Source organism: Deltaproteobacteria bacterium (genome assembly GCA_040223695.1).
In the GTDB taxonomy this organism is placed as follows: domain Bacteria; phylum Desulfobacterota_D; class UBA1144; order Nemesobacterales; family UBA2774; genus JAVKFU01.
Genome location: JAVKFU010000015.1, coordinates 430972 through 455513, shown reverse-complemented (window position 1 = coordinate 455513; position 24542 = coordinate 430972). Strand labels below are relative to the sequence as shown.

Here is a 24542-nt window from a genome sequence, read left to right as displayed (position 1 = left end):
TATTATTATTAATTTTTTATTATTTCAGTATTGCAAGATTCTGCTCTTTGGAATATATTAGTAAAGACCTGAACGGTCCCCCCGAATAATTCGATCTTTTTCACTGAGGGAATTGCTAATTGAAGACTAAGTTTATATTCATAACAGGTGGTGTTATGTCGTCCCTGGGGAAGGGTCTCGCCGCCGCGTCGATTGGCACGCTCCTTGAAAGCAGGGGACTTCAGGTAACCCTTCAGAAGCTCGACCCCTACATTAACGTTGATCCCGGCACTATGAATCCATTCCAGCACGGAGAGGTCTATGTAACGGACGACGGCGCCGAAACCGACCTCGACCTCGGACACTACCAGCGGTTCACGAACGCGAGGCTCTCTAAAAAGAATAATTTTACTACCGGCAAGGTTTACGATTCGGTGATAACAAAGGAAAGGGAAGGGCAGTATCTGGGCAAAACCGTGCAGGTGATACCCCATATAACGGACGAGATTAAAGAGCGTGTATTGGCTGTGGCCGAGGACAACGACGTCGTAATAGTCGAGATAGGCGGAACGGTGGGCGACATCGAGAGCCTCCCGTTTCTGGAAGCGGTCAGACAGTTGAGGACCGAGCTCGGAAGGGAGAACACGTTATTCATCCATCTCACTTATGTTCCGTACCTGGCCGCGGCCGGGGAGCTTAAATCGAAACCCACACAGCACAGCGTAAAGGATTTGCTCCAGATAGGTATCCAGCCGGATATTCTTCTCTGCAGGACGGACAGGTTCCTTCCCCGGGATATAAAAGACAAGGTTGCTCTCTTCTGTAATGTAAAAAAAGAAGCCGTTATCACAGCCGTGGACGTGGATTCGATCTATGAGGTGCCGATTAACTTTTACCGTGAAAAACTCGACGAAACAATTATCGAGTACCTGAAGATGTGGACCAGAAAACCCGATATTTCCGCCTGGGAGGAAATCGCGTATAAATTCGCCCACCCCGCGACTGAAGTCACAATAGGGGTGGTTGGGAAATACGTGAGCCTGAAAGATTCCTACAAGAGCCTTCACGAGGCGCTCGCGCACGGAGGAATGGCGAACGCTTCCCATGTTGAAATTAAGTACGTGGACTCGGAGGACATAGAAGCCGAGGGAGTGGAGTCACTACTGAGCGACGTCCACGGGGTGCTTGTGCCGGGAGGATTCGGGAAACGGGGATTCGAGGGCAAGGTTCAGGCGGTCAGATTCGCCAGGGAAAACAAGGTGCCCTTTTTCGGTATCTGTCTCGGTATGCAGATGGCGGTAGTCGAGTTCTCGAGAAACGTCTGCGGAATAAAGTACGCCCATTCGAGGGAGTGCGGCGAAGATGTGGAAAACGCGGTGATTGATCTTATGGAAGATCAAAGAGACGTAAGCGACCTCGGAGGAACGATGAGACTTGGAGCCTATCCGTGCAAGCTCATAAAAGACACACTCGCGTACGCCGCGTATAAAGTGGAGAAAATTTCCGAGCGCCACAGGCACAGATACGAAGTGAGTAATTCCTACCGCGATACTCTGACAGAGCACGGCCTTACGCTTAGCGGCGTATCGCCTGACAATAGGCTCGTCGAGATTATAGAGCTTTCAAACCACCCCTGGTTCCTGGGCTGTCAGTTCCATCCGGAGTTCAAATCGACCCCCCGCAATCCTCACCCCCTTTTCAGAGACTTCATAAAAGTGGCGATGGAGTACAAATCCTCCCTTTCCGCCTCATGAAACCCGGGTACATTTTTGTCGCAGTATTCCTCTATATGGTTCTGTCAGCAGTCCCCTCTTTTGCCGACGTGCCGGATTCGCAAAAGCCCGAGGTAGAGCATCTTCTCACGTTCGTCAGGAATACGGACTGTAAATTCGAGAGGAACGGCACTATGTATGACGGCGGGAGGGCTTACAGCCATATTAATAAGAAGTATGGTTATTTCAGGGATGAGATTACGTCAACAGAAACCTTTATTGAATATTCGGCCACAAAGAGCACTATGAGCGGGAAATTTTACTTCGTTCATTGCGCTGACTCAGAGCCGGTTAAGTCGGGAGACTGGCTCCTTCGGGAGCTGATAAATTTTAGAGGGCAAAGTAAATCGAACCGGTGAGATAACCGTGCGGTTGAACCACCGATGGCGCGCGCAATAAATATCGCCAGACCGGAATATGATAATTTACGATGAAAATTATGCCCTTTCTGCTATAATATAGCGCTTCATTTTGTAAAACACTCACGCCGGAATTAGAATAGATAGTTCATGACTGTATCGAAGCTTCCTTCTCAAAACGAATTAATCCTCTTCAGAAAACGTAAGGAGCCCTCTTTAGGGATATTCGCGGGCGCTGTAAACGATAAGGTGTCCGTGTTTTCCGAAGAGGGGAAGGAGATAAGTATCGATCTGCAAAAAATCGCCTTCTCCAGCGGAATAAAGATAGAGGGCGAGCACACGCAGTCTGAAAAAAAACTTAAATTAAGAGAAATGAGAAGGCACCTCGAAGAAAAAAAGGACGAGGTTGATCTCGTCATAATATGGGAGTGCATTCAGGATACCGAAGACGAAATAATGTTCGAGGATATGAAAGAGCTTTATTTCGGGGATAAAGAGGTAAAGGACGACGACGCGCTCGTTTTATTCTGGGCGGTGGATAAAAACGAGGAGTATTTCAGGAGAGGCGAGTCCGGTTACGAGCCCAGGACGCGCGAGGAAGCGGAAGATATAATCCGCAAAAAAGAGGCCGAGGAAAAAAGGAAGGAGCAGCGCGAGCAGGCGCTTTACTGGGCGAAGGGGGTCATAAGCGGAACAACGCAAAAGCAATATGACGGTTTTGATCCCGCGGAGTGCATTAATATGATCAGGGAGTACATAATTCACCTCGATAAGTACAACCGCGCGGGCGAGGTTAAATCCCTCCTCTCGGAGGTCGGCGTCAGGGACGTGGAAGGGGCGGTAGAGTTCCTCATTAGAGCGGGCGGTTGGGAAGAGGACGAAGACCCTGTCCTTAAAAGATTATCTATACGCGAGGATTTCCCTGATTCGGTTGAATCCGAGACGGATAGAATTATGGATGAGCCTCTCCCCCGAGAGGGTTTTGAGGATTTGAGGGACCTCGAAATATTCTCCATAGACGACGAGAACACCGAGGATATAGACGATGCGCTGTCTGTGACCTCCACTCCGGAGGGACTGCTTGTCGGGATTCATATAGCAAACGTAGCGGCGTTCGTCCCCAAGTGGAGCGACACGGATGAAGAGGCGGCGAGGCGCGGAGAGACTATCTATCTGCCCGAAAAGCGCATTCATATGTTCCCGCCGCGGCTGATAACCGGGAAGCTGAGCCTCACTCAGAAAACACAAAGGGCTTCACTTTCCCTTCTTATTCTGTTCGACGAGGAGCTAAACATCAAAAGCCACCGCTTTACGAACTCTATTATACGGGTACGCGGAAACCTGAGCTATCCGGAGGGTACGGATTACTTCCTGAGTGACCCGGAGGGTATCAAATTAAGAGAGATAGCGCTTGAGCTGAGGCGGCGAAGACTCGAAGCGGGCGCTCTTATAGTGCAGCTTCCACAGTTAAAAATAGGAATCACGGAAGACGGAGAGATAACGGTTTGGAAGAACTATATGAACTCCGAAGCCCATGTTGTGGTTGCGGAAATGATGATACTCATGAACCGAATGGCGGGAAATTACCTCAGAGAAAGAGAGATACCGGGGATTTACCGCTCTCAGCCGGAGGCAGTGTCCGAAGAGGCCCGGTCTTACGACGCAACGGACCCGCTTTATCCGGTGCGCATAGTAAGGTTCATGCGCGCTCCGAGAGTCGGGCTTAATCCCGAACCCCATAAATCACTCGGTCTCGACGTCTATACACAGGCAACTTCGCCTATAAGAAGATACACGGACCTGATCATCCAGAGACAAATCGTGTCTGACCTTCTTTATGGCGATACGGCCTATACCGAGGACGAGCTCGAGAACCTCTATCCCAGAGTAGAGATAGGTGTAAGGGACAAGAAAACGGTTCAGAGACAGAGGGAGAAATACTGGCTTTATAAATATCTTAAAACCCTTGAGGGCGGTGTAATCGAGGGGATCATCAGCTCCGTACCCGACACGAGAGCGAGCGTGTATCTGCCGGACTATCTTTTCGAAACTACCGTAAACCCCGGCTCGGACGCGGCGCTGGAAGAAGGAAAGAGTGTAAAGCTTCTTGTGCAGAAGGTTGACCCGCTCAGGAGAACCCTGAGACTGGCGGTGGTGCCGAGTTAAAGGAGTGAATTTTATGACTCATCGTTTGCCGCCTTATCCTTGTTTTTGAGAGCCTCGAGCATCTCCTCCACGCTTGTGTACTTCAGGCGTGGGCGTCCGAGCGATTTTCCCCTCTCTACCTCAAGCTCGTTAAGCCTGAGCCAGTCCTCGTAGGTTATATATTCGGGCTGGACCTTTCTTATCATCTCCTCTATCCTGTCCGGCTTATGTTTTACAGGGTCATTTATTTTCCCGTCCCTTACATCCTCCATAATACACTGCACGGTCTCGCCCGAATCCTGTTTGTTGGTTCCTATTACCCCGGTCGGTCCCCTCTTTATCCACCCCGTGGCATAGAGACCCTGTATATGCTCACCCGTCTCAACGTCTGTTACCCGTCCTTTTTCGTTATTTATGACACCCCACTTTTCGTGAAAGGGAACGTCCGGAAGGGGAACACCCTGATAACCTACCGAACGGAATACCAGACCCGCTTCAAGCTCCTCAAAAGTATCGGTGGGCCTTGAGCGCATGCTCCCGTCTTCCGCTTGATAGAGCTCGTTCCTTACAATTTTAAGGGCGGCAACATTTCCGTCCTCGTCCCCGACTATTTCCACGGGTGAGACCAGAAACCTTATATGAAGCCTCCTGGCTTTCGGGTTGCTTTTACGCTCGGAGTAAGACTTCAGTATCTCCATCTTCTTTATCGCCGACAGATCCTTATTCGCCTCAAGCGCCTCCAGCGTGGATTCGTCAACCACTATCTCTTCGGAATACGTCAGGGCATGGGCGTCCGCAAGCTTGCCCAGCTCCCTGATTTCCGGATTTGTAAAAGCGGCCTGAAGCGGTCCTCTCCGCCCGAGCATGTACACGTCCCTTACCCGGCTCTTTTCAAGCGCTTCGAGCGCGTAGTCCGCAATATCCGTTTCCGTAAGCTCCTCCTTGGAGCGGCAGAGTATCCTCGCCACATCTACCGCGACATTTCCGACCCCTATTATCGCCACGCTTTCCTTCGAGAGGTCGAAACTCAGGTGCCGGTAATCGGGATGTCCGTTATACCAGGCTACGAATTCGGTAGCGGTGTGGCTTCCCGTAAGCTCCTCGCCCGGTATATTCAGCCTTCTGTCCGTCTGAGCGCCTGTGGCGAACACAATGATGTGGTAATGTTCCTTGAGGTCTTTGAGCTTAATGTGCTTGCCGTACTCAACGTTACCGAAAAAGCGGAATTTCGGATGAGACGCTATTTTATCGTACACCCTGGTAACCGATTTGATTTTCTGGTGATCGGGCGCAACGCCCGAGCGAACGAGTCCGTGAGGGGTTGGGAGCCTGTCGAACACGTCTATTTCGCAGTCGAATTCACTCTGTTTGAATAGATGCTCGGCGGCGTAAAAACCCGCCGGACCGGAGCCGATTATAGCTATTCGTATAATTCTGTTTTCTTCCAAACTTTGTTCCATTATGAATATCCTTTTAAATTTTTGCGTTCTGCTCCGTTCTGAAACCTCTATGACCGGATATATTGACTAAGCGTTAAGCGTGCTTATCTTTTTCATGAAGTATGCACGGGGTTTATTACCGAGTATTATAAATTAAGCAATAAATATACCAAATGCTGACTTTGTATGTACATATTGCAGCTAAGTCATTGTCGTTACATGATCGAATCCCGATATTGACGTGTCGGTGATAGAGCGGATTCAAATTGATTGTTAATAAATATACATTAGAGCCTGAGAATGTATAAATAATAATCACTAAGCGGTCGCAATCAACCGGGGACTTTATCCTGATATGACCACAAAAAAAACAATCGAGAGAGCGGATTTTCATCTGAAAATCGTCCAGGAAATAAGTGATCTCGTCAATAAGTCGACAGGCCTCAATACTATTTTAAAAAGGGTCGTCAATAAAATAGCAAGCTCTCTTCACTTCGATGTGGTCTCGGTGTACCTATGGGACGGCGAAAAAAATGTTTTAACGCTCAAGGCGACGAAGGGGCTTACCGTCGATCCCGCAAGACACCCCATTGCGCTAAGTCCTGACGAAGGTCTTACGGGACTCGTATTCGAGACATCCAGGCCCGTCACAGTTATGCCTGCCTCGGAGCATCCTCGCTACAGGTACTTTCCAGAGATAGGGGAGGAGGAGTACGAGAGTTATATCGGTATGCCCATACTGCTTCAGAACAAGTGCATCGGCGTTCTCGTCGGCCAGACCAAGGACAGGAGACTTATAAATCCGGCGGAAGAAACCCTGTTTCAGATTATAGCGTCGAGACTGGCGGGTCTGCTCGAGGTAGCGGACAGGCTTGAGAGGCTCAAAACCCCGTCCATAGTCAAGCATGAAACCAGGACCTATCAGGGAAAAGGGGTGTCAACAGGAGTCGCTATCGGCAACGTCTATATCTTCCGGGGCCTGTTTCGTCAGATAAACGCCGACGATCTGCTCCCGGCCAGCCCCAAGATAGAAAAAGAGAGACTCGGCAAAGCGCTCAAAAACGTGGAAGACGACCTTAGCCAGCTTATCGAGACGCTCGGCACGGAAGCCATGTTATCAAAGGCGGAGATAGACATATTCAGGGCGCACCTGTTGATACTCCAAGGCTCCACTTTCAAGAGCACGATAGAGAAAAAACTCAAGGAGGAGAATATACCCGCCGAGCTTGCCGTGATTGAGGGAATTGAGTCAATCGCGCAGCAGTTCGATAACCTGACCGACCGTTATCTCAGGGAAAAGGCGGATGATTTCAGAGATATCGGGGAAAGAATACTTCAAGAGCTGATGAAATTAAAAAAGGGCCGCGGCGTACAGTCGGAACCTACGGAAGGCTCTGTACTCGTAGCTTACGATATCGGTCCGTCCTTCATATCCATGCTTTTCAGAAACAAGGTATCCGCGGTGATAATCGAAAGGGGAGGCGAAACATCTCATGCCGTGATTATAGCCAAATCACTGGGAATACCGGCGGTTGCCGGAGTCGATAAAATTACAAGCCATTTGAAACCCGGGGAAAAGGTAATCGTTGACGGCAAGACGGGATTTATATTCTCAAATCCCGATGAAAGCCTCATTGCAGAATACGAGAATACGTACAGCAGGTTCGCGAAGATCAGGCAGGATATAGAGGAGGCGGCCAGGGACGGTAACGACGAAAACGGACTTTCGGTAAAAATCTCCGCAAATATCGGTTTTCCCGTAGATATACAGATGGCGAAGCAGTACGGTGTAAAGAACGTAGGGCTGTTCCGAACCGAATTCGCTTTCAGCCAGTACGCCAAATGGCCCGGAGTAAGGGAGCAGATAAGGATGTATAAGGATCTGGCGAAGGATTTCGAGGGATATGTTACGGTAAGGACCCTTGATATAGGAGCCGACAAGCTGCTTCCGTATTTCGACTTTCCGAGAGAGGACAATCCGCTCCTGGGTTTGAGAGCGATAAGATTTTCGATGGAGTACCTAGAACTATTCAGAGACCAGGTGAGATCTGTGCTGCTGGCGCAGAAAAAGGGACACAGGTTCAGAATACTGCTGCCCATGATAACGAACCTGTGGGAAGTGGAGACGGCAAGGGAAATGATCGAGCAGAGCGCGAAGCAAATCGGTATTAACCGTGAGGATATGCCCCCGCTCGGTATTATGATGGAGGTGCCGGCTATCCTTTACCAGCTCGACGATTTCAAGGATATAATAGATTTTATATCAGTCGGAACGAACGATCTTATCCAGTACCTTCTCGCGGTCGACAGAAACTCGAACGTAGTGGGACACCTTTACTCGGGCTTCCACCCCGCTGTTATCCGAGTGCTCGACGACATATATTATAAAACCCGCTACTCAGGAATGGATGTATCTGTTTGCGGGGAGCTTGCCGGTACGGCGTCCGGGGCGCTCGGCCTGATTGCGCTCGGGTACAGGCAGCTGAGCGTGTCGCCTTCTCATGTGCCGTACATAAGACATTTATGCAGGAAAATTGACAAACATACGCTCAGCGCCGTTAGGCGAGACATCCTGACATTCAGAAAAAAGAACGAAATAGAGAGATATTTGATAGAGGTGCTTGAATCCGTGGATCCCGCTCTGATAGAGATAGAGTAGAAAAAGCCCGTTAGTGGAATACTTTTATTTTTCACGCACTAGTGTATTTTTAAGACCCTGCCGATGAGATTTAAAAAAATCCACATAATTCTATTCCTGTTGACTGTAGGTACGACGTTTATTACGGGGCTCTCTTTCGGGGGAACTATAGTAAGCGCCGTCTCTTTTTCCGCGTCCCTCCTTTTCATATTAGGAGCCCATGAAATGGGGCACTATATGTACGGGAGAAAGTACGGAGTTCAAATCACGCCGCCCTATTTCATTCCCGCGCCGCCGTTTATCTCTCCCATAGGCACTTTCGGGGCTTTCATCAAGATAAAGTCTCCGATCTCAAGCAAAAAAGCTCTGTTCGATATAGGAATCGCCGGACCGCTGGCGGGCATCGCGGCCAGTATCCCCGTCCTTATACTGGGTATTAAACTCTCCAGTGTAGTGGATCTGAGCGGGGAGGGAGGAGAGGGGTTGTTACTCGGTTCTCCGCTTATATTTACATTTTTCTCGGATATGCTTTTCGGGAAGCTCCCCGAGGGCAAGGATTTGTTCCTTCACCCTGTCGCGTTTGCGGGCTGGGTCGGTTTATTCGTTACCGCTCTTAACCTGATACCGTCCGGACAGCTGGACGGAGGCCATATAGTCTATGCGCTTTTTTCCAGGAAATACCACCGAATAATCTCTATATCCATGATCACGTTATTAGTAGTATTCGGGATTGGAACCGAGCCGCTGATAATACTCGCGGACAGATATGCCGGAAGCGGTGCCCCGTCATTCATGAGCCAGGTTCCTGCGTTTGAAGGCTGGCCCGGCTGGATTCTCTGGGCGGTTCTCCTAACACTGATGGGAACCAAACACCCGCCTACAATACATGAAGAGGCTGAACTCGGCGGCAGAAGAAGGCTGCTGGGGTTCATTTCACTTTTGATATTTGTCGGATGCATCACACCCGTGCCGATCAAATTGGCATAGCCTTTCCGGTTTACGATAGGGGGCTCCGCGCCTGTCAACGATTTTTTCATTAACCGGGAAACAAAGCCTTATCCGGGGTTACCCGAAATTTTTTGTTAATATTGAAAAATTTTCGTGTTAAGGTAAATTTACTTGTTCGCAGACGCTTCGCAGTTCGAGCAAAACTCCGTTAAAATTGAATTGACAATAAGGCAAATTTAAAACAATTTGTGTGAAACAACAGCGTACAAGGAGGAATTGAAGTGGCAAAGGATACATTAAGCATTACTGACAACAGGACTGGGAAGTCTTACGAAGTTCCGATAGAAAACGATACGATCAAGGCTATGGATCTGCGTCAGATTAAGGTTAAGGATGACGATTTCGGGATGATGAGCTATGACCCGGCCATGAGTAACACCGCCGCGTGTACGAGCCGCGTCACGTACATAGACGGAGATAACGGCGTTCTCATGTACAGGGGCTATCCTATCGAAGAGCTTGCCGAGAAGAGCAATTACCTTGAAGTGGCTTATCTGCTTCTATTCGGAGAGCTGCCTACGAAATCACAATACGACGAGTGGATGTACAACATACTGCACCATACGATCATACACGAAAATATAAAGAAATTTATGGACGGGTTCCGCTACGACGCCCACCCGATGGGTATGCTGCTCGGAACCGTGGGCGCTCTTTCGACTTTTTATCCGGAAGCCAAGGATATTTTCAACGAGGAAGTTCGCGACATTCAGGTTCACAGATTAATAGCGAAGATGCCTACCATGGCGGCGTTCGCGTACCGTCACACAAAGGGGATGCCCTACGCGTATCCCGATAATGATCTGAGCTACGCGGGGAACTTCCTCAATATGCTCTTTAAAATGACCGAGCTCAAGTACAAGCCGGACCCTGTAATTGAAAGGGCCGTTGATGTATTGTTCATACTCCATGCCGACCACGAGCAGAACTGCAGCGCAAGCGCCATGCGTAACGTAGGGAGCTCGCATCCCGACCCGTATTCTGCGACCGCAGCAGCTATCGCTGCGCTTTACGGGCCGCTTCACGGCGGAGCCAACGAGGGCGTTTTACAGATGCTCAGGGAGATAGGCTCGGTCGATAGAATCCCCGAATATATAAAGAGGGCGAAAGCCGGTGAATTCAGGCTTATGGGATTCGGTCACCGTGTCTATAAATCCTACGATCCGAGGGCCAAGATAATAAAAGAAGTCGCATACGACGTTTTCGAGGTCAAGGGCAAGAACCCGCTCCTGGACATCGCTCTGGAGCTCGAGAGAATCGCGCTTGAGGACGATTATTTCGTGCAGCGGAAACTGTATCCGAACGTGGATTTCTATTCAGGCCTGATTTATCAGAGCATGGGAATACCGGTTGAGATGTTTACAGTTCTGTTCGCGATAGCGCGTACTTCCGGGTGGCTCGCTCAGTGGATAGAGCTTCTGAACGACCCTGAAAGAAGGATCGCGCGCCCGAGGCAGGTTTACCTGGGTGAGATGAACCGGGAATACGTGCCGATGGTGGAAAGAGGCAAGAAAAAGAAGAAAAAGTAAGCGGTCAAAACGCGCGGAACGGGTGGACCTTCTTTTGAAGGCCCCCTACGTGCTGGAGAAGTGCTTGCCCACCAGATTGTTATAATAGAAATTAATCAAATGTTCGAGGGAGGCGATGTAGATATTAATCGCTTCCCTTGTCCCTTCCGTACTTTTCAGATAATCATCCATATTTCTATCCTTATCCAGATTTCCTCTTATCTTCTCAAGCCCGCTTAAAAAGGAATCGGTGATTTCCTCGCTGTCGTCCCTGATTATGGCCTCTATGAGAGCCTTGTCCTGAAGGTCGTATTTCTTTCCGCGTATAGCCAGTCTCAGCTCTTCCCTCGTCCTTTCGTTCTTTAGCTGGGGAAAGCAGTCCGAGGCGGATTCGAATAATGCGACGAGCTCTTCCAGATACATGTCATTCTCCAATATACCAGATTAACCGTTTCTCTTTCACAAACTGCTGACCGGGAATCAATTTAGAATTTCATTCCCCGACCCTTTAGCAGTTTGCTTCCTCATTTCTTTATTTATCTGCCTGAGAATTTTTAGCGCGTATCTCCTGTTCAGATACCAGTCGGGATAAAAACTCGGCTCTTTATCATTTATTAGTTCGAGCAGAACTTTTTTCGTCTCATCGTACTTCTTTTGTTTGTAGAGATTCATCGCAAGGTAAATCCTTGCTGATGAGAGGTGAGGGTTTACTGAAAGCGCCCTCCTCAGATACACCTCTGAAATATACAGGTCTCCTCCGAGAATTCCCGGAAGATAATAGTAAAGCGCCCCGTTCATCGCCAGTCCCTCTGGGTGGCCGGGATCGAGTTCGAGTATCATGTCGAGCTCCCTTCTGACCTCCGGAAGCATGAAAAGAGAATTGAATAATCCCTTCGCGTCCCCGAGAGACGCCAGATTGGCGACGTAGAAGAAATGGGCGTCCGCGTTCTCGGGCTCTATCTCCAGAGCTTTTTCCGCCGTGTTCTTCCCTTCCTCGAAGGCGCGTATGAGCTCCTCCCTGCTTTGGGTCATGACGTAGCCCTGAGTGAGCCATAAGCGGGAGAGAAAAAGAAGGGCTTCAACATTTCGGGGGTCTTTTCTTAGAATCCCCTCCGTCATATCGATAGACTTTTTTATCTTATGAGGGTCTTTATGGTAGCCGGATAGAACCTCCCAAGCCTCATCAAGACCGGCTGCCTCCCCGGCTGCCTGATGTTTCACGCTCTCCGAAAAGGATTCCGCGGAATGGAAGGATATCAAAAGCGCCACGATTATTATTAACCCGGGATTAAACTTAATCGCCATTACAGGAAAAGTTTATCCTAACAGTTACTTCTTCCCAAAATTCTTAATATTCTCTATAACGGAAAAAACGAGGTTGATAGTATGCCGAATATCCGATTTATAGGCTAGGTTACTCGGGCTGTGAAGGTATCTTACGGGAACGGAAACCGCTGCGGCGCGGCTGCCCTTGCCCGTTACCTGCATGGCGGTGGCGTTTGTGCTTCCCGCTTTCTTTACGGTCACCTGATAGGGTATACTTTTACTCTTGGCGGTGTCCATAATGAACTGGCTGAAAGGCCTGTGAGCGACCAGGAATCTGTCCGAGAGCCTGATTTCAGGGCCCTTTTCCGTGTTAGCGAGAGTTTTATAGTCCGGAATGCCCGGGACGTCCATCGCGACAGTGCCCTCAAGGGCGATCGCAAAATCGGGCTCGTACACGGGAACTATTACCCTCGCTCCTCTGAGGCCAACCTCCTCCTGAACTGTAGCTGTGAGATAGAGGTCGCAGCCGAGTTTAGGTTTTTTCCTGATAGCTTCAATCATAACAAAAAGCGCGACCCTGTCGTCAAGGGCTTTGGATAGCACCGCGTCCTCGGTCTCCTCGAACGGATAACAAAACGAGGCTACATCCCCGACCTTTACAAGCCCCTTTACCTTATCCGCCGATAACCCCAGGTCAACGACGCAGTCCTCCACTTCGGGAACTTCCTTGTTGTTGGTGTCGCGGCTTATGTGGGGCGGTATGGCGGCGACGATTCCCGTAAGCGGCCTCTTGCCCCAAACGGTAATCCTCTGCGCGTAGAAAACCCTCGGGTCTATTCCGCCGAGCGGCGTTACGCGCAAAAATCCCTTCTCGTCTATATGATTGACCATAAACCCAACTTCGTCCGTGTGGGCGTCTACGACGAGCCTGGGCCCTTTGCCGGGGATGTGCGCTATTATGTTGCCTAGAGCATCCTCAGTAATTTCGTCCGTGAACTCGGAGAATGTTTTCGATATGATTTTCTTGACCGGCTCTTCCGAGCCCGGAAGACCGGGGGCTTCGCAGAGCGATTTTAGAAGTTCCATATCCATAGCGGGAATTGATTATAACCAACGTTTGAATGAAGTCCAGTTTGAGCGCGGAGCTACTGCCGGAGTTTTATGGTACGTGGTTTTCTATAGCCCCCAGCCGCCGCTCAGGTGAATATTCGTCCCGTTTACGTACCTCGCCTCTTCCGAGAGCAGGAATAAAGCCGTCCCGACGGCGTCGCCAGTAGTTCCCACATAACCCGCCGGTATTCTCTTTACCATACTTTGAAGCTCCTCTCCTGGGGCGCTTCCCGAATCTATAAAACCGGGGGAAATCGCGTTCACGGTAATACCGTGAGGGGCAAGAAGGCGGGCGAGGGAGCGGGTCAGTATCAGGACCCCGGCTTTTGCGATGTAATGGGCGGTTATCTCGGTCTGTGCGTTCATCCTGTCCGCGTTCGCCATGCCGAAGTTTATAATCCTTCCCCGGCCCCGCTCGATCATGCCTTCTGACACGGCGCGGCTCAGATAAAAGACCGGATGGAGGTTATTGTCGAACATATCGTTCCACCCCTCGACTGTTTCTTTTAAGAGATTTACACGGTGATAGGGCCCGGCGCAGTTAATGAGCGCGTCTATCCTGCCCCATTCCTTCTCTACTTTTTTTATAAGACCCTCCGCTGCCTGGGGGTCGGATACGTCGCACTTGTGATGAAGCCCTCTGCCCCCGCGCCTTTCTATTTCCCCTGCCGTGTATTCTGCGTCCTTCTCGCTGGTCCTGTAGCAAACGGCGACCGACCATCCCCTGTCAGCGAGGGCGTAGGCTATTTCCCTGCCTATGCCTCTCGCCCCCCCTGTAATTAAGGCGACTTTTCCAAGCATCTTGTTTCTCCCGTATTCGAATCTTGTGAATAAGATAATAGAATATAGCGGGAGATATTGCTAATTGGACTTTCTTCGGAAGTAGCGTGATTCTGCGATATTCCTGCAAACCCCTTCTTTTATTATTTCCTTCCCCTTAGGAGGGGGAAGGTCAGGATGGGAGGTGTCATTTCGGGCCCGTCGATAAACTCAGGATAAACTCCTTGAGAAATCTATCATTTGTTTTTGTCAGGGAGCATAAAAGGGATAAACACTAGATTTCTCAGCTTCGCTTCAAAATGACACAATATGTGCCGGGATATCCGATTGTTCTTATTCATCACAATCGTTGTTCGAAATGACATCCTTCGACTGCACACTATGTGTGCGCTCAGGATGAGCGGATTTAAAAACGAGATTCTGAAATAAATTCAGAATGACTGATATGAGACACTTTCCGACATTCCGACAGGGTATAGGGTTGGTGGTCGCGGTGAAACTCGAAATATTCAATACAGCGGAGAATTTAACCAGGAAGGGGGGGCAACCTCAAGATAAATTATAGATTGCCTCGTCACTTTGTTTTTATTAACCAGAACTCATGATATACACTTGTCTGCAATTAGCCAACGGCGTCCGGTTCCTCACTTGCTCGAAACCGTTCTCGCAATGACGAGCGATCAGTCCGACCCTTCTACAAAACCCTCGGGGGGCGGCCGTTGTTTGACGAGACCCTGCTTCCCCACTCTAAAAGCTCCTTGCTGCAGTCGTCCCGGTCTATAATAACCTCTATCAGGCAAAACCCGTCGTGAGATGAGGCGTGCTTGATGGCGTCCGCAAGCTCGCCCTCAGTCTTTACCCTCGCGGACCATCCGTTACCCTCACCGGCGTTGAATACATCGACGAGCCCGGCATAGTCCCAGTTCTTGATATTGTTATAGGGGCCGTCGTGTATCTCGACCTCTATCGTGTATCCGCCGTTGTTAATGAGAAATATAATCGGATTCAGTCCGTAGCGTATTATTGTCGAAATTTCCTGCGCGGTGAGCTGAAAAGAGCCGTCACCCACAAAAGAGACGACCCGTTTTCCCTCGGGGCTCCCTAGCGCGCAGCCGAGAGTAGCCCCTACGGACCATCCTATCGAGCCGTACTGCATCTGTATCTCGAAGCCGCACCCCGGGGGAAGATCGAGCTTCATCGTGTTAAACCATGAATCTCCCGTCTCGGCTATTACGGTCTTGTCGGCGTCCAGCATCTCCTGCACCTGCGCGAACAGCCGTCTCGTGGTAACGGGAGCGTTCTTCTTCAAGGCAGGCTCGGGCGCGAAGTCCCGGCGTACGCGGTTAAATGCCTGAAGGGAGGCGTTGTTGGGCTTTATCTTCCCGGCCAGTTGTTCGAGATATTCCCCCAGCATGACGCCGTTGTACGTGAAGCCGGGGACCTTGACGAAATTGGGCCCTGCCTGGATAAGCTTTTTTTGATCTATGAGCGCCGAAAAACCGCAAGTCGTATAATCCGTAAATCTGGGGCCCGCGAAGAGATACATATTCGCCGACTCCACTATCTCGTTCGTCCCCGTACTGCTCACCGGTCCCCAGTAGGTGCCGATATAGTTGGGGTGATCCTCGGGGACAACGCCCTTCGCGTCAGCCATGGAGGCAACGGCATAATCGGAGGCGTCCATAAGCTTCCTGAACGCGTCGACCCCGCCGTGCGTCTTGAGCCTGGCCCCGGCCACGAGAACCGGCTTGGGGACCGGGCCGAGTAATTCCACGGTCTTATTTACCGCCTCGGCCAGCACATCGGGGTCTCCTGTTCTCTCTTCGTTAAAACTCTTGTACTCAGGCGGGGGTATTTTTAAACCGGCGACGTTGCACGGTATCTCTATATATACGGGCTTACGCTCCGCGATGCAGGTCTTGATAGCCCTGTCTATCAGATAGGGCGCATCGTCCAGGTGCTTGATTATTACGGACGAGGCAGTTACGTGAGAGAAAATATCCCTCTGATAGCCGTAATGGACCTCTCCGGTCGTATGGTGGAGAAGCTGGTTCTCTACTTCAGAATTCGTATTGGGGCCGCCCGAGATTAATATCACCGGCAGGTCCTCCGCATAAGCCCCCGCAATCGCGTTAAGCGCGCTCAGACCCCCTACGGAAAAAGTGACCACCTGAGCCGCGATACCGTTGGCCCTCGCGTACCCGTCCGCGGCGTAGCCGGCGTTGAGCTCGTTACAGCAGCCTATCATTTTGAGACGCGGGTTCTTTAAGAGCTCGTCCAACAGAGCCAGGTTATAATCACCCGGCACTGCAAAGTAGTGGCGCACACCTGCTTCCTCGAGCCTAGAGGCCAGGTACGACCCGATCGACACCTGATTAGTTCCGCTCATGTTTAAATATCCTCACAATTTAGAAATAAACTTTCAAGTACTACGTTTTAGACGTTCCGTAAAGTTGGAACCGATTTTATTAACATAACATCATATACCTATTAAAGCAGATTCTCAAAACAAATAAAATATATTTGTCGGCAGTACATTCAAGATTGTATAATGGCTTCTGTATGCGGCGTATTTGCTTAAATTCACATATCATCACAGGAGAAATAAAATGGCGAAGAATTATGACGCGATAATAATAGGCACCGGGCAGGCGGGTCCCCCGCTTGCGGAGCGCTTCTCTCAGGCGGGAATGAAGGTGGCAATACTGGAGAGAAAACTCTTCGGAGGCACCTGCGTGAACACAGGCTGCATTCCCACGAAGACTCTCGTCGCAAGCGCGAGGGCCGCTCATGTCGCCAGGACCGCCTCGAAATACGGGGTAACGATAGAGGGCGAAGTTAAGACGGATATGAAGAAGGTAAAGGAGAGAAAGGACGCGGTGGCGGGAAGCTCGAACAAGGGAGTCGAGGAGTGGGTAAAGGGGATGAAGAACGTTACAGTCTATGAAGGCCACGGCCGGTTCGAATCGCCGAGGACGGTTAGCGTTAACGGGGAACTGCTGGAAGCGGATAAAATTTTTATAAACGTCGGGGGTAGGGCGCGTGTCCCCGCCATGGAGCAGGATGTCCCCTATTTTACGAATACAGGGATGATGGGAGTCGATTTTCTGCCGGAGCACCTGCTTATAATCGGAGGCAGCTATATCGGGCTTGAGTTCGGACAGATGTACAGGAGGTTCGGGAGCGAGGTCACGATAATAGAGAAGGGACCGAGACTCATAGGGCACGAGGACGAGGACGTCTCGGACGCCGTAAAGGAGATTATGGAGAAAGAAGGGATCAACATCAGGCTGGATGCCCACTGTATTAACGCCGGGAAACATCCCGAAGGCGTTGAGGTTATAGTTGACTGCGAGAGCGGGGACAGAAATGTTTCAGGGACTCACCTCCTGTGGGCGGTCGGGCGAATTCCGAATACGGGCGACCTGGGGCTTGAAAACGCCGGGGTCGAGACGGACGAAAGGGGGTACATCAAGGTGGACGACCAGTTGAGAACCAACGTCGAGGGAATATGGGCTCTCGGCGACTGTAACGGAGAGGGCGCGTTCACCCATACCTCATATAACGACTTCGAGATAGCGGCGGCGAATATTCTGGACAATGACCCGAGACGAGTTAGCGACAGGATAATGACCTATGCCCTCTTCGTAGACCCTCCCCTCGGGAGGGCGGGAATGACCGAGAGCCAGGTCAGAAAATCGGGCAGAAAAGCCCTCGTGGGAAAGAGAATGATGACCCGTGTGTCGAGGGCAGTGGAAAAGGGGGAGACGGACGGTTTCATGAAAATCGTCGTTGACGCTGATACGGACGAAATACTGGGCGCCGCAATACTGGGAGTCGAGGGCGACGAGGTGATACACTCGATACTGGACGTTATGTACGCGAAACAGCCCTACACCGTAATCAAGAGGGCTATGCATATTCACCCCACAGTGTCTGAGCTTATTCCCACAATGCTTGGGGAGTTGAAACCGCTTGAGTAGATTAAGTGTATATTGTTGTATATGCTCGACGCCCCTTATAAAGTGCTTTCTCACGGGAATATGAATCAATTATCAGTTATATTAATCTATAGAAGTAAAGATCAATAACGGAACGTTGATAAATGGACCTGGAAAAAAGAATTGAAGCCCACAGAAGGCTGCTCTCGGATATTTGCTGCCCGGAGCGCAAGGTTAATATAGACACGCTTGAAAGGGTTCTGAGGCTGGCGATGGAAATTGCACGCGAGGGAAGGGAGGGGAAGAAGATCGGGACTATGTTCGTTGTCTCCGATACCAAGGAGACTCTCCGAAATTCCCGCCCCCTTATACTGGACCCGCTTTACGGGCATCCCGACAGCAAAAAGAAGATCGATGACCCGAATATGAGGGAGACGGTGAAGGAACTGGCGCAGCTCGACGGCGCGTTCATAGTGTCCGACGAGGGAGTGGTGATTTCTGCGTGCAGGTATATCAACGCCACCACAAGGGGAATCAGTCTTCCCCTCGGGCTCGGCAGCAGGCACGTGGCGGCGGCGTCAATTACGAAAAAGACAAACGCGGTCGCGGTTGTGGTGTCCGAAAGCTCGATGGTAAGGGTATTCGATAACGGCGAGATAATTGGGGAGTTTATCCCTGAAGTCTGGATGCTGAGACAATATACCTCGGAGCTGCGGGAGTCTTTTGAAGCCAAGTCCGAAGAAGAAATCTCAGTCGTAGGTACCAGTTAACTATTCATTCCCCGGGGAAATAAATCATGATTATAACATACATAGTGGATATTCACGGCAATGCTGAACCTATCAACGAGTTGGGCGAAGTGCTTTCAAACTCGGATCTCGTAATCATCGGAGGAGACCTGACGCAATTCGGAGGCGAGAAAGACGCAGAGGAGATCATAGAATTAATAAAGACCTATAACGGGGAAATTCTGGCGGTTACCGGGAACTGTGATACGAAGGAAATAGACGATTACCTGTTCGCACGGAATATGAATCTACACGGGCAGAGCGTGAAGCTCGACGGTTTATCTGTCATAGGGGCGGGCGGGTCGCTCCCCTGTCCGACCAAGACACCCAATGAGTATTCCGAAGAGGAACTGACCGATATTCTCGAGAAATCCGTCTGGGATTCCGATACGGGCGTTCCCGTGATTCTAGTTTCACACCAGCCGCCTCTGAACACGTCCAGCGACAAACTTTCAAGCGGAGTCCACGTAGGGAGCTCAAGCGTAAGGGAATTCATCGAAAAAATACAGCCTCTCGTATGTTTTACCGGCCATATACACGAGGCGCCGGGAATTGACGAGATCGGGGCTACAAAAATAGTGAACCCGGGGCCTCTGGGTACGCGCTCGTACGCATATCTGGACGTTACGGATAAAATAAACACACTGGAGATAAGAAAATTCTGAGAACTTCATCTCTAATTAAAGGAAACCGGAGGTATTTCAATGTTGACAGTCGGTAATACATCATATATGAAGTACTGCATGATATATGTATTCTCATTGTCAATTGCTCTGTTATTTCTCGGAGGGCCGATATTGGACTCGCATGCGCAAGAGCAGAAGCTTCATCCCCTTAAAACCTACAGCGCCAAGTACAAGATCGAGGGGAACGTCGAAGGAGAGAAGATCCAGTACTCCAAGGACTGGGGAAGAACAATCTGCTGGAAAGAGGTATCCGAAATTACGATGGCCAATGTGGGGAGCATCAAAAAGAACGAAAAAATCATAACCCTTATCGATAACGGCGAGCAGTGGATATACACTATCAACCTGGACGATAATACGGGCACCAAGATGAAAAACCCCATGTTCGGAGAGATATATAAGAGCATGCAGGGCAGAGACCCTAAAGAGTTCAGCGAAGAGTTTATGACCGGGATGGGAGGCAAGGTTACAGGTGAAACGGTCGTGAACGGGGAAAAGTGTAAAGAATGGGAATTGAAGGGAGGGGCCAGGGCCTGTGTTACGGAAGACCTGATAACTGTAGAGTCTTCCGTGGATACGGCGGGCGTATCGATAAAGGAAACCGCCGTTGAGGTAAAGAGAAACGCATCCGAGCCGGGGGACATTTGTAAAATCGGCAACGCAAAAATTACAGAAACCGATATGAGAGAATTAATGAAGCAAAACCAGCCCTGATTATCGAGTGTAAAGACAGCCGGGGAGGCGTTTCAGGACACCTCCCCGGCTTATACTAACCTTATTATCGGTCGTCAGCTCTTCTTTTTAATGCCTTCAACTTCGAGAATAATCTTGACATCGTTTCCTACGACCAGCCCTCCCGCGTCAAGCGTTTTGTTCCACGTAATTCCGTAATCCTTTCTGTCTATCGTCGTCTCGGCAGTGAAAGCGGTGCGTTCGTTACCCCTCGGGTCGGTAGCGCTTCCGCCGTATTCGGCGTCGAGCTCAACCTCTTTTGTGACGCCGTTAATAGTAAGATCGCCGACAATCGTAAATTCTTTTCCCTCTCCTTTCTTCACCTCTTTACTCTTAAACGTAATGGTCGGGTTTTTCTCCACGTCGAGGAAATCGGGTGACTTCAGGTGATCGTCCCTGTCATCCTCATTAGTATCTATGCTGGAAGTCGTGATAACGGCATCAACCTTCGAATCGCCCGGGTTCTCCTCATCGAAAGCATAAGAACCCTCAAACTCGTCGAACCTTCCCGTTACCGTGCTGATGCCCATATGCTTCACCTTGAATATAACCTGCGAATGGGCGGGGTCGATTACGTACTCGACGACTTCCGCACGTGGCTCTGATGCTCCTGAGAAAGCGAGAGCGCCTGCTATAAGCAGGACCGAAACAAATCCCTTGAGTAATTTCATGATACTACCTCCTGTCTGAATGATTATTAAATATTTAAACTTTATGATGAGAGAAAGGTTTCCGAGATTCAAAAAATCATGAGTAATTAACGCATGCAATATACGGAAACACTATTGAGTTTATTCTATGGCTTCATGCCGGGACAAAATGCAGCCGGAATGCTCTCAAGCCCCATTGCCTCGGCCAGCATCGAACTACCCTCCATAAATGATGCAAGAGTCGCAGCCGACCAATAAGCGTTATCGCACGTAAACGTATTACATTCCCCTCCATATGTAACAAAGGGCCGGTCACGTACTATCCTGCACGTACATATAGCCTTTAGCGGGTTTATCGGATCCACGATGCAGGGTTGATCGAGGCAATCGGTCCAGGGCTTTCCCTCGGGACACGAGAGTACGGGCTTTGCAGGAGCCTGAGCAAACGAGTATGTCGAGAGTGCTTTTTTAACCCCGTTTGAATCAGTCGATGGTTTACGAGCTTCGCAATCCGACATTCCGAAGTTCGGGCCTCTGTTTACTTCACAGCTGCAAATTGCCTTTGAGTCAGGACTGCTTGGATCCGGAATACAGGGCGCCGATGTGCAAAGTACGTATTCATTGTTGCATACCTTTCCGCTTTCGCTACCGCTTTTAGACTCCGCCGATGTATCGGAGCTAAACGGTAGTCCTGAAATCACAACCATAACGTATACAAAAAGAACTTTTTTCATAAGAGCCTCCGATAAATATATCAATTTTAGAAACATTACTATTCGAGTGTCAAGCTGTCTCTTCGCATAAGTATGTGATTTGCAGGTCGGGAAGCTTTTGAAAAACATCTTCTTTAAAGCGTCGTAATAAGTCCCATACCCTCGGGTTTATGCCGTTATACAGAAATAGCTCTTAAAATGTAATTCGAAAACGGGAACCGCGCGGAAAACCTAAAGCTCTCCGTCCTTCTGTTCACTACTTTTTCTCGTTAGAGATATTGAGAGAGTTATACTTTGATTCCCCTTTTTCTCACAGCAATAGCCGCAGTTGCCATCAGTCCCAAGACCGCGGCCATTATAATCATTCCCCATTCGCGGAGCGAGGGAATATTGGTGATAACCTGCGGTTGAACCTCATCTCCGATAATCCGGAAGTTCAGGTCCGGAGAAGTAGCGCCGCATTCCGCCTGAGCGGGTGAGAACGTAACGCACCCTGTAGAGAACCCGTCTCCCGGATTCTCGAACGCAAAAGGGCTGAGAGTCTGAACCGTTCTCTCGCTGAAAAACCACTGGTCCGTACCGTCAGCGGGCATATTTACCTGTACGGTAACCCAATAAACGCCCGGCTCCAGCAAGCAGGGCTCCGGAAGGTCAGTAGTTAAATTAGGATTGCTCGCGTCCGCAGGCTGGATTCCCTGATAATTGCAGCCGGGAACGTCTTCTCCGGGCAGCCCTCCGTCATCAGCAAAAAAAATTATATTTACCGAATCCGCCTGACAGGGGCAGTTATAAAAACCAAGCGCGGTGACGGTTTGAACGCTCCAGGATAAAGGGCCCGGGATCAGAAAATCGTCGGCCGCGAGACTGTCAAACGCATCATTGACTCCGCCCGGGTCCGTAAAATTCTGAGACGGTATGGCAAATCCCGATACGTTGTCAGTCTGGTCCCAGAGTACCTCTTGCTCCGCGGAGATGAAAGGCCCGGACGCGCTGTTAACCTCAAACTCAATTCCAAGCGCGTTTGACTGATATGTCATGAAAGCCAGGGCGGAAAAGCAGAAAAAATAAAACAGGAAAGAATCCAGACCGAAGTTTTTTAGTTTGTAACTTGATGCGCGCATATATTCATCCTCCATCAAACATTTCTCAAGTACGCCATATAAAGCTTGCAGGCTGGAGAAGGCGTTAGAATAATAAACTGATAACTGCACACACATTATCAGACTTGGCGAGTCCTTACAACATTAAATCCGGGGAGCAAATCTATTTATCAATCAATTCGTTTATTCACTTCTGCGTTTATTTTGATATTCTACTCTGGTAAATACTTTCAATTCGAGGGAGCGCCGGATGTCTGAAATAACGATACGGAAAGCAAAAACAGGGGACGCGGCACGCATGGCGGAAATACTGAGGGAGATCGGGTGGTCGGAGAAGAGGAACTCCCTTCCTCTGGAGGAAGTATCACAGCCGATCGAGGGGCTGATAGAGCATTGCGACAGAGACAAAGAAGGACATTCGATGCTCGTCGCGGTCGACGAAGAAGAAAACGTAGTCGGCTTTACAACCGTCCATTGGGTCCCGTTCGTTATGCTGGGAAGCTGGGAAGGATATGTCTCAGACGTATTCGTAAGCCCTTCGGCCGGCGGCAAGGGAACAGGGAGGGCGCTTATCGAGCACGTAATGAAAGAAGGGGAAGAGAGGGGGTGCATGAGGCTCATGCTGACTAACGGAAAGGAAAAACCTTCATACAAATTCGGGTTCTATAAGAAAATGGGGTGGACAGAGCGTCCGAAGGTCGCCAACTTCGTCTATTACTACAGAGAGCCCTGGTCCTGAGCCGTTCTTTATGTTTTGTCTTACGCGCGGCGGGTGAAAGTTTAAGGAAGATATAATTCTCATGGCGGATACGAAAACACTTTTTCTGGTGCGGCACGCAAAGTCGAGCTGGGACGACGCTAATATCGAAGACATAGAAAGACCGCTTAACAAGCGGGGGAAAGCGGACGCTCCCAGAATGGGAAAACATCTCGCGGGCTATGAAGCGCGTCCCGAAGTGATAATATCGAGTCCCGCCGTACGCGCTTATAAAACGGCGCGGGAAATAGCCGCCGAGCTCGGTTTTAAGAAATCCGAGGTGAAAATAGACGAAGACCTGTACTCGTTCGATTCGTCCGATATTATCGAGGTAATAAGAGGCTTCGATGACGTATACCAAACCATAATGCTCGTCGGGCACAATCCCGCAATCACCCGACTCGTAAACGAGCTGAGCGGGTCAAGTATCGATAACGTGCCTACTTGCGGAGTGGCTCTGCTTCGATTTAATGTTAAAAAATGGTCCGGCATAAAAAAAGGAACGGGAGAGCTTCTTAATTTCGACTACCCGAAGAAGCTATGGTAGCGAACCGAAGAGACCCCTTTGGTATAAAAAACCCAATACTCACGGAGACCGATTTACGTGAAATATTCGACACCCGATCTTTGCGACGCATACCCCGGCCTTATCAAAGTGGTAGACCCTGTTTTCAGAAGCTTCGGGGGCAAAAGCTCATTCGGAGGGGAGATAGTTACCGCTAAATGCTTTGAAGACAACTCTATCGTAAAGGAAGCAGCCGGAAAACCGGGACACGGCAAGGTCCTCGTCGTTGACGGGGAAGGTTCCCTGCGGAAAGCGCTGCTCGGAGACCTCATCGCCGAAAACGCCCTCGGAAACGGATGGGAGGGATTTATAATTTACGGCGCAATACGTGACGTTGATCCCATCGGCAGCATGAATATAGGAGTAATGGCCCTTGGAGCGATTCCTCTGAAGACGGAAAGGAAAGGGGTAGGGGATTTAAACGTACCGGTGACTTTCGGGGGTGTAACATTTAATCCCGGAGAATATGCCTACGCGGACAGCACCGGAATAATCGTCTCGCCCGAGCTCCTGAGAATGCCTGAATAGACCCCCTGCCGAAAGAAGCTAAAACTGATCAGCCGGGGATATTCCCCCTGATTCGACGCCCGTCACCCTTATTAATTA

General features: G+C 49.9%; 22 protein-coding genes. 13 read left to right on the top strand and 9 right to left on the bottom strand.

Features of this window, described 5'->3' with window-relative positions:
- Positions 1-119 precede the first annotated feature (119 nt).
- The 3 genes from RIG61_06290 to RIG61_06280 all read left to right on the top strand — a co-directional run bounded on the left by RIG61_06290 (position 120) and on the right by RIG61_06280 (position 4276).
- Positions 120-1733: a CTP synthase gene (locus RIG61_06290; protein ID MEQ9618765.1), complete on the top strand. Its 1614-nt coding sequence runs from the start codon at positions 120-122 to the stop codon at positions 1731-1733.
- 35 nt (positions 1734-1768) lie between these two features.
- Positions 1769-2110 (top strand): DUF5329 family protein, encoded by a 342-nt coding sequence (locus tag RIG61_06285; protein MEQ9618764.1) that lies wholly within the window; start codon positions 1769-1771, stop codon positions 2108-2110.
- Positions 2111-2260: 150 nt separating this feature from the next.
- Positions 2261-4276 (top strand): ribonuclease catalytic domain-containing protein, encoded by a 2016-nt coding sequence (locus RIG61_06280; GenBank protein ID MEQ9618763.1) that lies wholly within the window; start codon positions 2261-2263, stop codon positions 4274-4276.
- 11 nt (positions 4277-4287) lie between these two features.
- Here RIG61_06280 and RIG61_06275 read toward each other — a convergent pair whose 3' ends face one another.
- Positions 4288-5715, bottom strand: a complete 1428-nt coding sequence (locus tag RIG61_06275) for an FAD-dependent oxidoreductase (protein MEQ9618762.1) — start codon at positions 5713-5715, stop codon at positions 4288-4290.
- A gap of 334 nt (positions 5716-6049) precedes the next feature.
- Here RIG61_06275 and ptsP point away from each other — a divergent pair, with 334 nt between their 5' ends.
- From ptsP to RIG61_06260, 3 genes are all read left to right on the top strand, one after another.
- Positions 6050-8353: a phosphoenolpyruvate--protein phosphotransferase gene (ptsP, locus tag RIG61_06270; protein ID MEQ9618761.1), complete on the top strand. Its 2304-nt coding sequence runs from the start codon at positions 6050-6052 to the stop codon at positions 8351-8353.
- 63 nt (positions 8354-8416) lie between these two features.
- A complete protein-coding gene (locus tag RIG61_06265) occupies positions 8417-9319 on the top strand; it encodes a site-2 protease family protein (protein ID MEQ9618760.1) in 903 nt (300 codons plus the stop codon).
- Positions 9320-9561: 242 nt separating this feature from the next.
- The gene (locus tag RIG61_06260; GenBank protein ID MEQ9618759.1) at positions 9562-10869 is read left to right on the top strand and encodes a citrate synthase; all 1308 of its coding nucleotides are present in this window, start codon (positions 9562-9564) and stop codon (positions 10867-10869) included.
- 45 nt (positions 10870-10914) lie between these two features.
- On the opposite strand, the gene RIG61_06255 is transcribed toward RIG61_06260, so the two are convergent.
- From RIG61_06255 to RIG61_06235, 5 genes are all read right to left on the bottom strand, one after another.
- Positions 10915-11271 carry a hypothetical protein gene (locus RIG61_06255; protein MEQ9618758.1) on the bottom strand — a complete coding sequence of 119 codons (357 nt, stop codon included), beginning with the start codon at positions 11269-11271 and terminating at the stop codon, positions 10915-10917.
- Between the two features lie 57 nt (positions 11272-11328).
- Positions 11329-12153 (bottom strand): hypothetical protein, encoded by an 825-nt coding sequence (locus RIG61_06250; protein MEQ9618757.1) that lies wholly within the window; start codon positions 12151-12153, stop codon positions 11329-11331.
- A 24-nt stretch (positions 12154-12177) separates the two neighbouring features.
- Positions 12178-13200, bottom strand: coding sequence for a M42 family peptidase (locus RIG61_06245; GenBank protein MEQ9618756.1), 1023 nt, complete (start codon positions 13198-13200; stop codon positions 12178-12180).
- A 90-nt stretch (positions 13201-13290) separates the two neighbouring features.
- The gene (locus RIG61_06240; GenBank protein ID MEQ9618755.1) at positions 13291-14025 is read right to left on the bottom strand and encodes an SDR family oxidoreductase; all 735 of its coding nucleotides are present in this window, start codon (positions 14023-14025) and stop codon (positions 13291-13293) included.
- A 673-nt stretch (positions 14026-14698) separates the two neighbouring features.
- The gene (locus RIG61_06235; protein MEQ9618754.1) at positions 14699-16393 is read right to left on the bottom strand and encodes a thiamine pyrophosphate-binding protein; all 1695 of its coding nucleotides are present in this window, start codon (positions 16391-16393) and stop codon (positions 14699-14701) included.
- A gap of 220 nt (positions 16394-16613) precedes the next feature.
- Between RIG61_06235 and RIG61_06230 the strand changes: the two genes are divergently transcribed.
- The 4 genes from RIG61_06230 (at position 16614) to RIG61_06215 (ending at position 20133) form a co-directional block, all read left to right on the top strand.
- Complete coding sequence (locus RIG61_06230) at positions 16614-17987, top strand: FAD-containing oxidoreductase (GenBank protein MEQ9618753.1); 1374 nt, start codon at positions 16614-16616, stop codon at positions 17985-17987.
- 122 nt (positions 17988-18109) lie between these two features.
- Positions 18110-18715, top strand: coding sequence for a diadenylate cyclase (locus tag RIG61_06225; protein MEQ9618752.1), 606 nt, complete (start codon positions 18110-18112; stop codon positions 18713-18715).
- A 26-nt stretch (positions 18716-18741) separates the two neighbouring features.
- Positions 18742-19398 carry a metallophosphoesterase family protein gene (locus tag RIG61_06220; GenBank protein MEQ9618751.1) on the top strand — a complete coding sequence of 219 codons (657 nt, stop codon included), beginning with the start codon at positions 18742-18744 and terminating at the stop codon, positions 19396-19398.
- Positions 19399-19530: 132 nt separating this feature from the next.
- Positions 19531-20133, top strand: coding sequence for a hypothetical protein (locus RIG61_06215; protein ID MEQ9618750.1), 603 nt, complete (start codon positions 19531-19533; stop codon positions 20131-20133).
- 74 nt (positions 20134-20207) lie between these two features.
- On the opposite strand, the gene RIG61_06210 is transcribed toward RIG61_06215, so the two are convergent.
- The 3 genes from RIG61_06210 to RIG61_06200 form a co-directional block, all read right to left on the bottom strand.
- Positions 20208-20822 carry a YceI family protein gene (locus RIG61_06210; protein ID MEQ9618749.1) on the bottom strand — a complete coding sequence of 205 codons (615 nt, stop codon included), beginning with the start codon at positions 20820-20822 and terminating at the stop codon, positions 20208-20210.
- A gap of 125 nt (positions 20823-20947) precedes the next feature.
- Entirely contained in the window at positions 20948-21535 is a 588-nt protein-coding gene (locus RIG61_06205) for a hypothetical protein (protein MEQ9618748.1), read from the bottom strand.
- 266 nt (positions 21536-21801) lie between these two features.
- On the bottom strand, positions 21802-22635 hold the full coding sequence (locus RIG61_06200; GenBank protein MEQ9618747.1) for a hypothetical protein: 834 nt from the start codon (positions 22633-22635) through the stop codon (positions 21802-21804).
- A 229-nt stretch (positions 22636-22864) separates the two neighbouring features.
- Here RIG61_06200 and RIG61_06195 point away from each other — a divergent pair, with 229 nt between their 5' ends.
- From RIG61_06195 to rraA, 3 genes are all read left to right on the top strand, one after another.
- Positions 22865-23353 (top strand): GNAT family N-acetyltransferase, encoded by a 489-nt coding sequence (locus RIG61_06195; GenBank protein ID MEQ9618746.1) that lies wholly within the window; start codon positions 22865-22867, stop codon positions 23351-23353.
- A gap of 61 nt (positions 23354-23414) precedes the next feature.
- Complete coding sequence (locus RIG61_06190) at positions 23415-23918, top strand: histidine phosphatase family protein (GenBank protein MEQ9618745.1); 504 nt, start codon at positions 23415-23417, stop codon at positions 23916-23918.
- 57 nt (positions 23919-23975) lie between these two features.
- Positions 23976-24464, top strand: a complete 489-nt coding sequence (rraA, locus tag RIG61_06185) for a ribonuclease E activity regulator RraA (protein MEQ9618744.1) — start codon at positions 23976-23978, stop codon at positions 24462-24464.
- Positions 24465-24542: the final 78 nt, after the last annotated feature.

Bases quoted from the DNA above. Each gene is read 5' to 3' on its own strand.
- RIG61_06230 (MEQ9618753.1), top strand. From the start codon at position 16,614: ATGGCGAAGAATTATGACGCGATAATAATAGGCACCGGGCAGGCGGGT.
- RIG61_06190 (MEQ9618745.1), top strand. From the start codon at position 23,415: ATGGCGGATACGAAAACACTTTTTCTGGTGCGGCACGCAAAGTCGAGC.
- RIG61_06225 (MEQ9618752.1), top strand. From the start codon at position 18,110: ATGGACCTGGAAAAAAGAATTGAAGCCCACAGAAGGCTGCTCTCGGAT.
- RIG61_06205 (MEQ9618748.1), bottom strand. From the start codon at position 21,535: ATGAAAAAAGTTCTTTTTGTATACGTTATGGTTGTGATTTCAGGACTA.
- RIG61_06280 (MEQ9618763.1), top strand. From the start codon at position 2,261: ATGACTGTATCGAAGCTTCCTTCTCAAAACGAATTAATCCTCTTCAGA.
- RIG61_06265 (MEQ9618760.1), top strand. From the start codon at position 8,417: ATGAGATTTAAAAAAATCCACATAATTCTATTCCTGTTGACTGTAGGT.
- ptsP (MEQ9618761.1), top strand. From the start codon at position 6,050: ATGACCACAAAAAAAACAATCGAGAGAGCGGATTTTCATCTGAAAATC.
- RIG61_06250 (MEQ9618757.1), bottom strand. From the start codon at position 12,153: ATGGCGATTAAGTTTAATCCCGGGTTAATAATAATCGTGGCGCTTTTG.
- RIG61_06275 (MEQ9618762.1), bottom strand. From the start codon at position 5,715: ATGGAACAAAGTTTGGAAGAAAACAGAATTATACGAATAGCTATAATC.
- RIG61_06245 (MEQ9618756.1), bottom strand. From the start codon at position 13,200: ATGGAACTTCTAAAATCGCTCTGCGAAGCCCCCGGTCTTCCGGGCTCG.
- RIG61_06235 (MEQ9618754.1), bottom strand. From the start codon at position 16,393: ATGAGCGGAACTAATCAGGTGTCGATCGGGTCGTACCTGGCCTCTAGG.
- RIG61_06255 (MEQ9618758.1), bottom strand. From the start codon at position 11,271: ATGTATCTGGAAGAGCTCGTCGCATTATTCGAATCCGCCTCGGACTGC.
- RIG61_06285 (MEQ9618764.1), top strand. From the start codon at position 1,769: ATGGTTCTGTCAGCAGTCCCCTCTTTTGCCGACGTGCCGGATTCGCAA.
- RIG61_06200 (MEQ9618747.1), bottom strand. From the start codon at position 22,635: ATGCGCGCATCAAGTTACAAACTAAAAAACTTCGGTCTGGATTCTTTC.
- RIG61_06220 (MEQ9618751.1), top strand. From the start codon at position 18,742: ATGATTATAACATACATAGTGGATATTCACGGCAATGCTGAACCTATC.
- RIG61_06240 (MEQ9618755.1), bottom strand. From the start codon at position 14,025: ATGCTTGGAAAAGTCGCCTTAATTACAGGGGGGGCGAGAGGCATAGGC.
- RIG61_06195 (MEQ9618746.1), top strand. From the start codon at position 22,865: ATGTCTGAAATAACGATACGGAAAGCAAAAACAGGGGACGCGGCACGC.
- RIG61_06210 (MEQ9618749.1), bottom strand. From the start codon at position 20,822: ATGAAATTACTCAAGGGATTTGTTTCGGTCCTGCTTATAGCAGGCGCT.